The sequence below is a fragment of the Acetatifactor muris genome, from assembly GCF_024623325.1.
GTDB classification, from domain to species: domain Bacteria; phylum Bacillota; class Clostridia; order Lachnospirales; family Lachnospiraceae; genus Acetatifactor; species Acetatifactor muris.
Genome location: NZ_JANJZD010000030.1, coordinates 44,934 through 57,908, shown reverse-complemented (window position 1 = coordinate 57,908; position 12,975 = coordinate 44,934). Strand labels below are relative to the sequence as shown.

General features: G+C 47.4%; 18 protein-coding genes. 15 read left to right on the top strand and 3 right to left on the bottom strand.

The window, feature by feature from the left end; all coding sequences use genetic code 11:
- The first annotated feature begins 301 nt into the window (after positions 1–301).
- The 3 genes from NSB25_RS22395 (at position 302) to NSB25_RS22385 (ending at position 3,700) form a co-directional block, all read left to right on the top strand.
- A complete protein-coding gene (locus NSB25_RS22395; RefSeq protein WP_103241636.1) occupies positions 302–1,522 on the top strand; it encodes a hypothetical protein in 1,221 nt (406 codons plus the stop codon).
- 240 nt (positions 1,523–1,762) lie between these two features.
- Positions 1,763–3,139, top strand: a complete 1,377-nt coding sequence (locus tag NSB25_RS22390; protein WP_103241687.1) for an FAD-dependent oxidoreductase — start codon at positions 1,763–1,765, stop codon at positions 3,137–3,139.
- A gap of 144 nt (positions 3,140–3,283) precedes the next feature.
- Entirely contained in the window at positions 3,284–3,700 is a 417-nt protein-coding gene (locus NSB25_RS22385; protein ID WP_103241637.1) for a DUF3788 domain-containing protein, read from the top strand.
- Positions 3,701–3,804: 104 nt separating this feature from the next.
- Here NSB25_RS22385 and NSB25_RS22380 read toward each other — a convergent pair whose 3' ends face one another.
- The 3 genes from NSB25_RS22380 to NSB25_RS22370 form a co-directional block, all read right to left on the bottom strand.
- Entirely contained in the window at positions 3,805–4,206 is a 402-nt protein-coding gene (locus NSB25_RS22380) for a hypothetical protein (protein ID WP_103241638.1), read from the bottom strand.
- 215 nt (positions 4,207–4,421) lie between these two features.
- Entirely contained in the window at positions 4,422–5,603 is a 1,182-nt protein-coding gene (locus tag NSB25_RS22375; RefSeq protein WP_172455241.1) for a tyrosine-type recombinase/integrase, read from the bottom strand.
- 1,020 nt (positions 5,604–6,623) lie between these two features.
- Positions 6,624–7,214, bottom strand: a complete 591-nt coding sequence (locus tag NSB25_RS22370) for a helix-turn-helix domain-containing protein (RefSeq protein ID WP_103241641.1) — start codon at positions 7,212–7,214, stop codon at positions 6,624–6,626.
- Positions 7,215–7,385: 171 nt separating this feature from the next.
- Between NSB25_RS22370 and NSB25_RS22365 the strand changes: the two genes are divergently transcribed.
- From NSB25_RS22365 to NSB25_RS22310, 12 genes are all read left to right on the top strand, one after another.
- Positions 7,386–7,577: a helix-turn-helix domain-containing protein gene (locus tag NSB25_RS22365; RefSeq protein WP_103241642.1), complete on the top strand. Its 192-nt coding sequence runs from the start codon at positions 7,386–7,388 to the stop codon at positions 7,575–7,577.
- 64 nt (positions 7,578–7,641) lie between these two features.
- Positions 7,642–7,917, top strand: coding sequence for a hypothetical protein (locus NSB25_RS22360; protein WP_103241643.1), 276 nt, complete (start codon positions 7,642–7,644; stop codon positions 7,915–7,917).
- Positions 7,918–8,016: 99 nt separating this feature from the next.
- Positions 8,017–8,235 (top strand): hypothetical protein, encoded by a 219-nt coding sequence (locus NSB25_RS22355; RefSeq protein ID WP_146040154.1) that lies wholly within the window; start codon positions 8,017–8,019, stop codon positions 8,233–8,235.
- Entirely contained in the window at positions 8,213–8,389 is a 177-nt protein-coding gene (locus NSB25_RS22350) for a helix-turn-helix transcriptional regulator (protein ID WP_257479313.1), read from the top strand. Before NSB25_RS22355 ends, NSB25_RS22350 begins: the two co-directional genes overlap by 23 nt.
- The gene (locus tag NSB25_RS22345) at positions 8,389–8,589 is read left to right on the top strand and encodes a hypothetical protein (RefSeq protein ID WP_103241645.1); all 201 of its coding nucleotides are present in this window, start codon (positions 8,389–8,391) and stop codon (positions 8,587–8,589) included. Before NSB25_RS22350 ends, NSB25_RS22345 begins: the two co-directional genes overlap by 1 nt.
- Positions 8,582–9,535 (top strand): DUF6291 domain-containing protein, encoded by a 954-nt coding sequence (locus tag NSB25_RS22340; RefSeq protein WP_146040156.1) that lies wholly within the window; start codon positions 8,582–8,584, stop codon positions 9,533–9,535. The genes NSB25_RS22345 and NSB25_RS22340 overlap by 8 nt, the downstream gene beginning before the upstream one ends.
- Positions 9,536–9,640: 105 nt before the next feature.
- Entirely contained in the window at positions 9,641–10,135 is a 495-nt protein-coding gene (locus NSB25_RS22335; RefSeq protein WP_146040157.1) for a hypothetical protein, read from the top strand.
- On the top strand, positions 10,132–10,335 hold the full coding sequence (locus NSB25_RS22330) for a hypothetical protein (protein WP_103241648.1): 204 nt from the start codon (positions 10,132–10,134) through the stop codon (positions 10,333–10,335). The genes NSB25_RS22335 and NSB25_RS22330 overlap by 4 nt, the downstream gene beginning before the upstream one ends.
- Before the next feature lie 68 nt (positions 10,336–10,403).
- Positions 10,404–10,595 carry a hypothetical protein gene (locus tag NSB25_RS22325; RefSeq protein ID WP_103241649.1) on the top strand — a complete coding sequence of 64 codons (192 nt, stop codon included), beginning with the start codon at positions 10,404–10,406 and terminating at the stop codon, positions 10,593–10,595.
- Between the two features lie 477 nt (positions 10,596–11,072).
- Positions 11,073–11,510: a hypothetical protein gene (locus NSB25_RS22320; RefSeq protein WP_103241651.1), complete on the top strand. Its 438-nt coding sequence runs from the start codon at positions 11,073–11,075 to the stop codon at positions 11,508–11,510.
- A 15-nt stretch (positions 11,511–11,525) separates the two neighbouring features.
- A complete protein-coding gene (locus NSB25_RS22315; RefSeq protein ID WP_103241652.1) occupies positions 11,526–12,365 on the top strand; it encodes a hypothetical protein in 840 nt (279 codons plus the stop codon).
- Positions 12,366–12,440: 75 nt separating this feature from the next.
- Positions 12,441–12,776, top strand: coding sequence for a hypothetical protein (locus tag NSB25_RS22310; RefSeq protein WP_146040158.1), 336 nt, complete (start codon positions 12,441–12,443; stop codon positions 12,774–12,776).
- Positions 12,777–12,975: the final 199 nt, after the last annotated feature.

The window sequence follows — 12,975 nt, the reverse complement described above, 5'->3', positions numbered from 1 at the left end:
CATAGACTTACCTCCGTATAGCGGTATCAAAAGTTAAGGTTCAACTTTTAATACCTGTGATAGAAATATAGTCTATTGTCACATATTTTGCCTCCATAGTCGAGGTACGCACTATCTACCGTTTACAAAAAATGGGGAAACGCAAATCAGAGAGAGCCTGCGGCACATATCTGCGTATGATAAATATTTCAGCCACAAAAATGTCAAATTATGGTTAATAAAAAAGGGGATTCGGACGATATAAAATATGATAAGGTTTTTTAGCATATGAAATTTCATCAGTGATCAAAGGAGTGATTATATGGGTATCAGTGTTGATGTAGGGAATACAGGTTCGGACTATTCATATTTGTTTCAGGGCCTTTCGTCTTCGGGCGGCGGCCTTGGCAATCTGAATTTTTTATCGGATTATGCCAGTATCAAGAACGGCAGCTATTCCAAGCTGATGAAGGCTTATTACGGAATGGGGCAGAGTATCAGTTCAGGCACGACATCATCTGACAGGAAGAGCAGCAAAGGCAATGTCCTTGACAAAATTTTGGAAGAGAAGATGCATCCGAAGGTCTCCAAAGAGGTACAGAAGGCCAACAAGGATCTGTCAGCGGGGCTATCCAGCCTGAACAGTGCCGTTTCAACGCTGCGCAACGACAATACTTATACGGATTCCACAGACGGCAAGAGTGCGTCGGATAAGGTGGTTTCCGCGATGAAGGCTTATGTGACGAATTACAATAATGTGGTGAGTTCGGCAAAGGACTCCACGCTGACCAGTAAGACGTCTTATGTGGCGAACATGATGAGCAGTACGGCGGCGAATGCCGACAAGCTTTCGGAAATCGGCGTCACAATCAATGCCAACGGGACGCTGATGCTCAATGAAGGGAAGCTGAAGGAGACGGATATCTCCAAGGTACAGGATTTGTTCTCCAGCGATAATATTCTGAGCTATGGTTCTATGGTGTCATCGAGGCTGCAGTTCGCCGGCGCTGCGTCCGGTACGGAAGGGATAGACCTTACAGGGACAGGCAACAAAACACCTTCCGGTGCGTCTTCTCTCAAGGCAGACAGTCAGGCCCTTGCGTCCGATGAATTATATCAAAAGGTAAAAGACAAGGACGGCAATGAGACAGACGAATACGATATCAAGAAGATATTTGCCACAGCTAAGAGCTTTGTGAGCAATTATAACAAAATGTTCGACGCTGCAGAGTCCAGTGCAAACTCCGGTGTGGTGGCGAATCTGTCCTATATCAGGGAGAAGACGGCTCGCAATGCGGACGCACTTAAAGCTTTCGGAATCACCGTGGACGGGAAAGGCAGAATGAAGATTGACGAGGATACATTCAAGAAGTCGGATATGTCCAAGGTACAGGCTTTTTTCAAGGATTATGGTTCTTCGATTGCCACAAATGCTTCGCTGGTAGATTATTATATGACCACTCAGGCCAGTGCTGCGAATGGTTATACAGCCGGCGGAACCTATAATGTACAGGGGAATTCACGTTATACCGGTACGGTGTAAGCCGCCTGTGAAATACAGGGACACAGATAAATGAAGGATGTAAATCAGTCAGAGCAGTATCTGAGGGATTTGCATCCTTCTTTCGTTGCAGGAAGTTAAGGACATTGAAAATTGTATAATCCCCGCATTTCGGCATATGCTAACCACAACAGAATCCCCGATTTACGAGGATTTTATTATCATGAATATCTTTTCCGCAGGAGAATCATTCTGCAGGGAGAGAACACAACGGAGGCAGAAATGGAATCTGTATGGATGAATGATACCGAAATCAGGAAGCGGGAGGCGCTTCCGGGGGATATGGAGGTGCCGGTTGTCGTCATCGGTGCAGGGCTGGCAGGGATTCTGACGGCATATTATCTGAAGCAGGCGGGGATTCGGGCGGTGGTTCTGGAGGCGGACAGAATCGGCAGCGGTCAGACGAAGAATACTACGGCGAAGATTACATCTCAGCACAATTTAATCTATGATCGGCTGATTCGAATGTTTGGCCGCCGAATGGCAGCGTATTATGCCGGTGCGAATGAGGCTGCCATCGGGGAATATGAAAGGCTGATTCTGGAAAAAAGGATTGACTGTGACTTTGTCAAATGTCCGGCTTATCTGTATTCACAGGCCGGGACGGAACTTTTGAAAAGGGAGGCAGAGGCGGCGGAAGCTCTGGGCATAAAAGCATCTTTCGGTACAGAGTGTGAACTGCCTTTTACCGTGGCGGGTGTTGTCAGATTTGAAAATCAGGCCAGGTTCCATCCCCTTAGATTTCTGGAGAAAATGGCAGAGGAAGTGGAGGTATATGAACAGACCAAAGTGCTGAAAGTGACAGGCAAAAGGGTGGAGACGGCCAGAGGATGTGTGACGACAGAGCATACGGTATTTGCCGCACATTTTCCCTTTATCAATGTCCCGGGGTATTATTTTGCCAGGATGTATCAGGAGAGAAGCTATGTGACAGCTCTGGAAGGGGCGAAGCTGCCGGAGGGCATGTATCTGGGTATTGATCGTGAAGGGCTTTCCTTTCGGACCTGCGGGAATCTCCTGCTCCTTGGGGGCGGAAGCCATCGGACAGGCATAAACCACGGGAGCAGGGCCGGTGGAGAATGCAGATATGAGATGCTTCGCAGCAGGGGACGGGAACTCTATCCCGGATGCCGTGAAGTGCTTCGGTGGTCGGCTCAGGACTGCATGACACTGGACGGGCTGCCCTATATAGGCAGATTTTCCAGGCGGAGGCCGGGCTGGTATGTGGCCACGGGTTTTGGAAAATGGGGCATGACCACGGCCATGGTGAGCGCCCGTATTCTGACAGCTCTTATTGGCGGGCGGGACTGTCCGGAGGCAGATATTTTCTCACCACAGAGACATTTTACGGTTCAGGCCGCGAGAGAGCTGGCCGTACATGGCGCTCACACGGCAAAGGGGCTGGCAAAGCATTTTCTTCCGGCAGGAAACAGAGAGATTATCCCCAACTGTCCTCATATGGGCTGCCGACTGGAGTGGAATCCGGAGGAGGAAAGCTATGACTGCCCCTGTCACGGATCCCGGTTTGACAGGGAAGGACATCTGATTGACGGTCCGGCGCAGACTGACTGTGAGAGACACGATAATTCCGGAGTGTGATGGGAGCGGTGCATTTTCAGGAATGTTTATTTGCTTTTTATGATCTCATGTGTTATGATGGAATCGTTTAATGATGAACATTTGTTCTGATTTGAGCAACATACCTGAAGTGATTCAGAAGGCAACGGAAGAGGAGTTAAGAAAATGATAAATCTGACAGACCGGAATGTGTGCCCGTCATTGGAAGAAATCGGGGAATACATTGGAAATCCTGTTTTCCTGCAATTTTGTGCGCAGATTAAAACTGCATATCAATGTAAGGAGAAAATAGAATTCAGCGCCTGCAGCTGGGAGAGAGGTTGGAATGTAAAGTTTAAAAAAGCGGGAAAAACGTTGTGCACCATATATCCGAGAGAAGGATATTTTACGGTAATGATTGTGGTTGGGACAAAGGAAAAAGCTGCTGTTGAAGCTTTATTACCTGAGTGTAACGCGGAATTACGGGAAATTTATGTACAGACCAAAGAAGGAAACGGGCAAAGGTGGATGATGATCGACCTGGAAGACAGGGGGAGCATGTATGATGACATCCTGCGCCTGATTGCAATCCGCAGGGGATAGGGTTTACAATAGGGTAATAGGGTTTACAGAGACACAGCAATAATAAAAGAGCCGCTGTACTGTTTCGCAGTACAATGGCTCTTTTCGTTCCCTTTCTGGAATCCTTATTTCTTGAAGATTAAGGTTACACCATCCTGCTCAATGGTGATTTCGCTGCCGTTAAGAGTAGCAGTAAGAGAATCTCCATCGCCGGAAAGTGTGATGGTATTGCCGTCAGCTGACCACTTGCCTTCACCGGTAAGAGTGGGATCCATGGCATCCATGTTAAGCTTGAAAGTGCCGTCGGATTTCAGCTCCAGGCCAATGGCAACATCATCTGCAGACATTCCTGCCGCAGCGGCAACATCTTTCCATGACATGGTAGAATCTCCTGTCTTGACAGAGTCAAGGCTGTAATTTCCGGCTGCATCAGAATTGCCGCCGCCACCGCCGCACGCTACAAGGCTGAGTACACATACCAGTGCCAGAGCCAGGCTTATCATTTTTGTCCAAAAATTCTTTTTCATGTTGCTTTGTCTCCTTTTTGTTTCCTTTTATGTAAGTCTGTTCCTTTCAGAACAGCCAAGACGTATTATATCACTTGGGAGAGATTTTTCAAGTGATTTTCGCAATTTTAATGTTTTCTTAAGATAGTGTAGCCGGAAAGCCTGAAAATAAGCCATTTTCCGGAATCAGTGTCACTAGTAAAGTCACTAATAGAAAATAGAGCATAATGCAAAAATCAGCAGTCATGCTCTATTTTTATAGCCTCCACAGCTTCCCGCAGCTGATTAATATCTTTGTGTGTATACACGTTCTCATTGATGTCCTGTCCCTTGTGACCCATAAGCCTATAGCGGGATACACGGTCCACGCCGGCATTATCTAACAGCATATTGAATGTGTGTCGGCAGTCGTGGGGAGTGTGGGTTGTCCGGATACCGCAGGAGTGCAGGGCAGTGTTGAAGTATTCCCTGTATTTTGGCTCTGCTATGGCTTTTGTGCCGTCATGATAAATCAGGCTTTTAAAGGATCCGTTCAGGCGCCGGCATACCATTTCATAGATTTCAGAGTGAATGGGAACTGTCCGGTTACGGCTGTACCGGTTCTTTAAGCCGCCGGTGAAAGTCCGGGCCTCCAGGTCAATATTCTCCAGCGGCATCCGTGCCAGCTCATTGATTCTCCATCCAGAATAGCAGTATATGAGTATGGTATCCACGAAAGGAAGGTCTTTGTGTTTCCAAAGCAGCAACAGCTCCTCCCTGGTGAAGGGGACTCCCTGAGTGTCGTCATCCTCTTTGGTGATTCTGGTATACTGGGAGTAGTCCTTTGCCACAAGCTCAAACTGAACAGCGTATTTGTACATCTGCCGGAACAGGTTACGGATATGCTCCAGCATGGCATGAGACAGATCTTCCCGGTCAAGGATAGCCTGCATGTCCTGGGCCCTGATATCCCACATGACTTTATCATGGAGAGCATCACATTTCCGGTAGGCGGCAAGGGTGCAGTTCTGGGAACTGGTTTTCTTATCCGGTGCAGTGTGAGCGCTTTTATATTTCCACTGGTACCAGGAATCAAACACTTCGCTGAACAGCTTCCGGCGGTCATGGGGGTCATAAGGGGCCTTGTTGTACTCCGCCAGGGCAATCCCTGCAGACACCCGGTCAGGATAACAGCCGATCACGTCATAATCCGGATAGCCATTGACTGTGATGCGGGTGTTGACCCTTACCTGGAAGGGATTCCGACGTTTACCGGACAGCTTCACAATGGTTCCTGAGCCATTGGGGCGGCGTTTCCGTGCCTTCCTGGGCTCTCTGGTGGAGATGCTGCCGTCCCGGACCGGAAAGCCGCAATGGGGGCATATGATAGCCCTGTCGCTGATCTGACCGGAACACTCCGGGCATTGTGTGAGTGCCATGTGAATCACGCTCCTCTCTGTAAAAATGGGTATAAAAAATACACCTGTACAGACAGATGCAGTCATGGTATAATAAGCCTTGTCGAGGGGCTGTTATACCGGCATCCGTCCGTATAGCATCCAGGCGGTTCCTGTTGGCGCAGGAGCCGTTTTTTGTGCTTGACGATTGTTTGTGTTTGGGATATAATATGCTTAACAGGACAGCCGGAAGGTGAGTGCGAGTCACCCGTCCCGGCGAATAACTATATTAGACATCAAGAAATAGTCGTCCAGTCATTGCCAGTGAGCGGGACGGCTATTTCTTATTTTTCAGATTCAGAATTGCCACAATCAGAAGCGCCACGGTCAAGATGACCATGAATTCCTCGTATGTACTCATAATAATCACCACCTTCCGCAAGACTCGGAACGGGTGAGAACACGTCCCCCGGCTGCCCGGGTAAGCATATTATATTGTCATGGTGCAGAGCCTTGACCTGGTTGGAGCCGGAGCCAACTTTGGTCTGAACGGGCGCAAGATTGCGTTCACCTCTAAATAGTGGTCAGGCCCAAATGGGTCTCGCTCCCAACGCAATTTTGCTCCCGGCTCCTGGAAGGAGAACCATTTGTGCGTCCGTTTTTCGGACAGCGAAAGGTAGCGGAATCCTACCTTACCCTGCTCTGTCGGTTCGGCAGTTTTGCCGAATGTGGCAAAGGTAGGGGCTATGCCAGACATGGTAAATAATTTATACCCTGTTCCCCCGGGATGTCGGGAGCCACGACATCCTTCCCCAGATGTGTGGAAATTCCCGGTTTGTTGGGAATGTCAATAACGAATCGTTACCCACTTAAACTGCCGAATCAGCAGTTTTGCCGCATCCTGCTGCCTGTTAGCACAATTTCGTGCAGACCTCTTGCAGATTAGGAGTATGGTTCGCTTGTGGTTACGGCTGATAGCAATGCAGTAACTACGGTGCAGGACATTTTCCCTTTACCCTGTTCCCCAGATATGGGGAAGTTCCCAGTTTTGGGAAGTCGGGGCTAGGACTGGGGTGGGGTGTCTGTGGTAGTTCCCCAATATTTTAAATCTTTGTGCGGATAGCAATATTCTAATAGCATTTCTATAATAGATTGTTGGTCATTGCCTTTTAATGATAGAAAGCATGACAAAACAATTATAGCATTTGCTGTATCATATTCGGACTTTTTCATAAGCATTTTAAGAAGCGTATTTTCTAGCTCTGTATGAGTTTTGCTACTATACTCTATTAGTTTATCACGGTCATCCATTGTAGCCAGAATATTTCTATAATGCTCTATTTTTTCGAATAGTTTTTCCCTTTCTTTGTCAGTAAATATGTTATGGTTTGCCATAGCTTCTATGGTACTATAATCGCTTGCAGACACTTCACGGCCTATTTGTATGGTTTGTTCGAAAGAATCAGGTACTAAATCGTTAAGGGAAACATTGAGAGCATCAGCAATCTTTTGTATAGTTTCCATTTTTGGATTAGCTTTATTGCTTTCAAATTGTCCTATAGCGGATTGTGAGATGCCTAGCTTTTCACCTAATTGTTTTTGAGTTAGTCCTTTTTCTTTTCTAATCTGTTTTATGCTTTCTCCAAAATTCATGTTATCACCTACTTTTACCTATTTTTATTGAGATAATAACATAATTTCAATAGAAATAAAAGATAGAACTTATATTTTAATGTTGACATAAGCTATAACTTATGCTAAATTAATAATAACACAAGTTATAACTTATGTCAAACAAAAATATAGTGAAAGGAGATAAACCACATGAAAATCAGCAGAGAGAAAATCAACATTGAACTGGCAAGGAATGAGATGAGCATCACGGCTCTAGCAAATACCTACGGTGTGAGCCGAGCAAGGATGAACGTTATTCTTAACAGCCGGGAAGTATCAACCGTTTCTGCCGGGAGACTGGCAAAAGCTCTGGGAGTGGATGTAACGGAAATCATGGAGTAGCAACCGCTATCAACTGATATCAAATGAAATCAGTTGCAGGTAGTTGCGATGGGAAGGAGGAAGTATGGATAACTGTATTGAGAATGTCATTGAGTGGCTTAGGGATGAGAAGCGGGCAACATTGAGCCTGTCCCAACGCCGGACGATCTCCAGGGTGAAGCAGCTTGCAGAGCAGTACCCGGAGGAATGCCAGATTGTGGCGGAGAATAAGGACGGGAGCTTGTGCGCACATATACCGGTAAGTTGGATTCGTATTAATCCTGGGATGGAGCTGACAGAAGAACAGAGAGAAAAGAGAGCCGAGACAATGCGTGAGAATATGGCGAAACGTAGATTATAATCGGTGTGATTTTCTCAAATTCCAACGAAAATCCCTTAAAGGTATAAATTACCGCCTGTGGATTTTAAAAGGGATTTTTCCAACAAGAAAGGGGTGGCTATGGACGTTATCAAAGCAGTTGAGGATTTTTCATACTACCACAGCATGACAGGCCAGAGCCGGGAGGAATGGCAGGCATGGAGAGTCCAGGCCGTGGAAGAGTGGATGCTTGACAAGGAGATTCTGAGAAGGGAAGGTGAAACAGATGGTATGTGCGAAGGTGAAACAGATAATAGCGGCAATGACAGCATCCTGCATGTCTCCGTTGGAGATCGCTGACAAAGCGGATGTGAGTGTCAATGTTGTCTACCGGATGCGCCGGGGCTATATGGTGAAGATGGACCGGTTCGGGAAGGTGTGTGCCGTTCTGGGGATATCCCCGGAGAGCGTCATTGATTATTCCAGGTTGGAACAGAGAGGAGGAAAGGAATAATGGATAGATATGATGTGGTTGGATATATCGAAAAAATAAATGCTACTTTGGTGTCGATAAGCAGAGGAGATTCTGCGGCTACGGATGAACATGCGCTCTTTGTTTCTAAAGATACGATTTCCGAACTTATTGATGCGGCAAATCACATAAAAGAGTATATGCTTGACGTTCTCAGATCGGAGGATAAAAATTTTGAGTGAAGAAATGAAAAAGCCAAGTTTTCTTGTCTATTATGACAATGAGGTTATTGTATTAAGGCTTCCAGATGAAGAAGCCGGGAAGCTGTTCAAGTCATTATTCCCTTATGGGAGGGAAGCGATTAAGCCTGATTTTGACAGGAATCCGGCACTCGCTATGGCTTTCGATATCTTGAGCATGGCGATAGATAGGGACAAGGAAAGGTATGAAAGGCGTTGCGAAGCGAATCGGGAAAATGGTAGAAAAGGTGGCTTAGCGAAAGCTAGCAATATAAAGCAATCGCTAGCAAATGGTAAGCAAGGCTTAGCGAATCTAGCCGATAAGGATAAGGATATGGATAAGGATAAGGATATGGATATGGAAAGGGATATGGAAAGGGATATGGATATTAGTTCTATCTGCACGGAGCCAGAAGAATCTGTCTCCATGCCGCCAGTGATATCCCTTATCCTGAATGACAAATCCCTCCATGACATATTCCAATCAGACATTGATGGCTGGAAGGAGCTGTATCCAGCAGTGGACATCCTCCAGGAGCTGCGGAAGATGAAAGGATGGCTTGACAGCAATCCCACAAAGCGGAAGACCCAGCGCGGTATAAAGCGGTTTATCAACGGCTGGCTGGCGAGGGAACAGGACAGAAACGGAGTCAAAGGAGGAAAAGAAGGCCTGGAGAGTTTTGTTTCTGGAAAAAGTGACGAGGAGCTGGAAAGTGAAATCAGCGGAATAGCCCACAGCCATATCAGCAGGGAGGCCATGGAGAGATACCATGATAAAATACAGGAACTGATCTGCCTGTGTTGCCCTTACGAAGAGTTTTCACAGGAGCATATAGAGTATATGCACCGAGAGTGGGGAAGGGAGCCTGTAAGGAAAGAGGATACTCTTATCGTACCAACAGAATACAGTTACTCATATTGGGATAACAGACTGAACGAAGATAATTAAAATGCCCCATTGGTATTACCAGTACCAACAGGGCAAGCATAGCCGGAAAAGCTACAACGCTCAGTTACATAGTAGCATATTTTCCGGCAGAAAGGGAAGAGGAAAATGAAAATTAGAATGTTGAATCTGTATGCGCTGATAAAGTATCATCCGTACCACAGTAGCACATTTGCAAGGTATGCGGATGTGACGTCGGAGCTTTTATGGGCGGCAATTTGTGGAGAGGAAGAAATGACGACAACTGAAATGCTGGGAATAGCGATTCATTTTAAGGTTCCTATGGGCGTTATTTCATGCCCAAGGCTGATATGGTTGGACAAGTCTTCATATCGCCACAGGATGATGGTATACCGTTTGGCGGAAAAGCTGGATGCAATACGTGCGGCGGCCATGTCGGGGAATGAGGATGCCTGCTATTTTGTGCGTCAAGGTGGACTGGAGCAAGGGGATAGCCTAATCAGCGACTTCCAGGATAAAGGGAAGGTTTTATATTGCCGGTACCTGGGGACTCTTGCATTTGCAGATATCTTTGGCGGTTTAGGGACAACGCATAAGCCGAGAGGGCTGAAAGCGGCCGAACAGAAAGGCGGTGCAGTATGACAGAGTATGATTTGTTTGTGGAATGCATCCCCATGATAGCGGAGATGGCGGCCAGGTGCCGCAGGCTGGACAGGGCAGATTATGAGACCTGGAAGCAGGAAACAATGGAACATGCGCCGGATTTGGTGAAGAGTTTCATGGGAAAAGTGCTTGTGTGCATAGACAAGGTGGTTATGGGCAAAAAGACAGTGAATAATTAAGCAGAGGTGCCACCCCGGGGAAGGGAAGTCCCGGAACCGGGAGGCATGGCACCGGAAAGGAAGAAGCAATGGCAGCAAGAATAAAAGTAAGTTACCAGGAGCAGCAGGAACTCCGGGCAGTGGAGGAGCTGCTTAAACCGGTAGTCAGGTCCTGCAAGGTGATAGAAAGATGCGGAAATGGGCGGTTCAAGCGTGCCTATATGGACCTGGAGATTCCAGGGGAGAATGTACAGACAAGTGCAGACATGCCGTTGATTTAGGCAAACCTGGGGCGTATGGGGGCAGAGTACAGGGAAAATGCGCGGAATGCGCATAAGTGCGCACAAAAAAAGTATGCCGCAAATGTGGAAAGCTTACAAAAGTTTACACAAAAAAGAGCGGTGATGTGTTTCGGAAAATTCGAGGAAGTTCGAATAAAAAAAGGAATTTCTTTTCACGATAACGCGCGGGAACGAAAACCTTGATTTTCCGGGCAAAACTGAATTAGTGGACACGATAACGCGCGCATAAAATGTAACAAAACGTAACACAAAAAACGTTGCGCTGCTCCCTATAGTCTGCTATAATAGAATCAGGCAAACAGAATATAGGAGTACCCCGGACGGCGGATGTGCCGGACGGAAGCCATATGAAGGCGTGGGAAGGTTTTACTCTAAAACGAGTAGAATTTTCCTGCGCCTTTTTGTTTGCCGGAGAACAGCCTACCAGGGCGTAAAAATAGGGAGGAAAAACCAGACATGGACTTACAGAACACCAACCAGAACGCAGACCCGGCAGCCGGACAGGGAACAGGGGAGAGGACTTTCAGCCAGGAGGATGTCAACCGTATCGTGCAGGACAGGCTTGCAAAAGACCGGGAGAAGGCATCAAAGGAACTGGATGGGAGGGAACAGGAGCTTGCACAGCGCGAGTTCCGATTGAACAGCCGCCAGAAGCTGATTGACAGGGGATACCCGGAAAGCATTCTGGAAGCGTTGAATTGTGGCAGTGAAAAAGAGTTTGACAAGGCCTTAGATATCATTGACGGCCTGATAAAAGAGCGCACGCCATCTGAAGCTGAAAGGCTGGAGATGGAAGCGAGACGAAGGGCCGCAACAAGTGCACCGAAGTTCACGGACAAGTCGGAGCCGCGGCGGGCAGGCACAGATTTGATTAGACAGGCCATGAATCTGTAAAGGAGATTAATATTTATGGCAATCAGTTTAGTAACAAAGTTTCTTCCCTATGTGGATGAATTATTTACAACAGAAAGCAAGAAGTCCCTGCTTACCAACAATGATTTTGACTGGACAGGGGCGCACACGGTGAAGGTGTATAAGGTGGGCACAAGCGAGATGGCCGACTATAACCGTAACCCTGCATCCGGCTTTACAGGCAGCAGGTATGGCATGGTTAAAGACCTGGACGCGACCACGGAGGAATTCACCCTTAAAAAAGATCGTTCCTTCACGTTCGCCATCGACAAGCTGGACACGGACGAGACGGCACAGCAGCTTGCGGCGGCAACCGCCCTGGCCAGACAGCAGAGACAGGTGGTCATTCCGGAGGTGGACAGCTATGTGTATGGTGTAATGTGTGCAGGCGCAGGGCATCTGCCGGATGCCGTGGCGCTTACCAAAGAAAATATCTACACGGAGATCATTGCCGGGAACAATGCCCTGGACAATGCGGAGGTGCCGGAGACAGGCCGTATCATTGTAGTCACCCCTGATGTGTATGTTCTGATGAAGCAGTGTAAGGACATCACCATGGAGACCGACATTGGCAATGATTTAAGGCTTAAGGGGGTTATTTCCAACCTGGACGGGGCAATGGTCATCAAGGTTCCGGCAACCAGGCTCCCGGCGGACTTCGGCTTCATGATAGCCCACCCGTGTGCCACAGTGGCACCGACGAAACTGGAGGATTATAAAATCCACGTAGACCCGCCTGGGATAAGCGGCTCCCTGGTGGAGGGACGCGTCTGCTATGATTGCTTTATTTTGGATAACAAGAAGATGGCAATCTACTACCAGGCAAAGGCAGCATAGACAACAATGACGTGATTGTGTTTTCCCCTGCTTCCATAAAGGCGGCAGGGGATTTCTGTATAGGAGTGGATGGGGATGCGGAGAAAGCGTGCTGTGTATGGCGTATGCGCCATGCATAACTATGCCGGGTATGGCATGACAGCGGACAGGGCGAAAGCCCTGCTGAAAGAATGCAGGGCGGGGAAGCACACGGAACTGGTACGGGCGGCTGCACAGCAAGCCGCTCCTGGCGTGGAGGAGTGGATTGTATCGTCCATCGTTGACGGGAAGTCCCTCCATGACATGGAAATCAGGTGGGAGCTGGGAGAAGCGGAAGTGATGCCCTGTTGCCGGAACAGCTTCTATGCATACAGAAAGTTCACTCTTGCCATCCTGGACAATATGCTGTCAGTCGATAAGCGGGTGAAATAGATGTGGAATGGCGATAAAAAGTGTCACTAGTAGTGTCACTAGTAAAAATTAAGACGTGATTATTCAGGAAATGTCATATGTGCACAAACCGCAGAAATAGGGCTTTTTTCATAACTTGTGGAATGTGGTAAAATGGAGAAAAAGATGGAATGTTAATGTTTTCTTAAGATAGAGAGTCTTAATTTGGCAGGTCTCTGAA

Coding starts and splice junctions, on each gene's coding strand:
- NSB25_RS22315 (WP_103241652.1), top strand. CDS start 11,526: ATGGCAATCAGTTTAGTAACAAAGTTTCTTCCCTATGTGGATGAATTA.
- NSB25_RS22385 (WP_103241637.1), top strand. CDS start 3,284: ATGATAAATCTGACAGACCGGAATGTGTGCCCGTCATTGGAAGAAATC.
- NSB25_RS22350 (WP_257479313.1), top strand. CDS start 8,213: ATGTCTCCGTTGGAGATCGCTGACAAAGCGGATGTGAGTGTCAATGTT.
- NSB25_RS22380 (WP_103241638.1), bottom strand. CDS start 4,206: ATGAAAAAGAATTTTTGGACAAAAATGATAAGCCTGGCTCTGGCACTG.
- NSB25_RS22355 (WP_146040154.1), top strand. CDS start 8,017: ATGGACGTTATCAAAGCAGTTGAGGATTTTTCATACTACCACAGCATG.
- NSB25_RS22360 (WP_103241643.1), top strand. CDS start 7,642: ATGGATAACTGTATTGAGAATGTCATTGAGTGGCTTAGGGATGAGAAG.
- NSB25_RS22375 (WP_172455241.1), bottom strand. CDS start 5,603: ATGGCACTCACACAATGCCCGGAGTGTTCCGGTCAGATCAGCGACAGG.
- NSB25_RS22325 (WP_103241649.1), top strand. CDS start 10,404: ATGGCAGCAAGAATAAAAGTAAGTTACCAGGAGCAGCAGGAACTCCGG.
- NSB25_RS22390 (WP_103241687.1), top strand. CDS start 1,763: ATGGAATCTGTATGGATGAATGATACCGAAATCAGGAAGCGGGAGGCG.
- NSB25_RS22365 (WP_103241642.1), top strand. CDS start 7,386: ATGAAAATCAGCAGAGAGAAAATCAACATTGAACTGGCAAGGAATGAG.
- NSB25_RS22335 (WP_146040157.1), top strand. CDS start 9,641: ATGAAAATTAGAATGTTGAATCTGTATGCGCTGATAAAGTATCATCCG.
- NSB25_RS22345 (WP_103241645.1), top strand. CDS start 8,389: ATGGATAGATATGATGTGGTTGGATATATCGAAAAAATAAATGCTACT.
- NSB25_RS22370 (WP_103241641.1), bottom strand. CDS start 7,214: ATGAATTTTGGAGAAAGCATAAAACAGATTAGAAAAGAAAAAGGACTA.
- NSB25_RS22320 (WP_103241651.1), top strand. CDS start 11,073: ATGGACTTACAGAACACCAACCAGAACGCAGACCCGGCAGCCGGACAG.
- NSB25_RS22330 (WP_103241648.1), top strand. CDS start 10,132: ATGACAGAGTATGATTTGTTTGTGGAATGCATCCCCATGATAGCGGAG.
- NSB25_RS22395 (WP_103241636.1), top strand. CDS start 302: ATGGGTATCAGTGTTGATGTAGGGAATACAGGTTCGGACTATTCATAT.
- NSB25_RS22310 (WP_146040158.1), top strand. CDS start 12,441: ATGCGGAGAAAGCGTGCTGTGTATGGCGTATGCGCCATGCATAACTAT.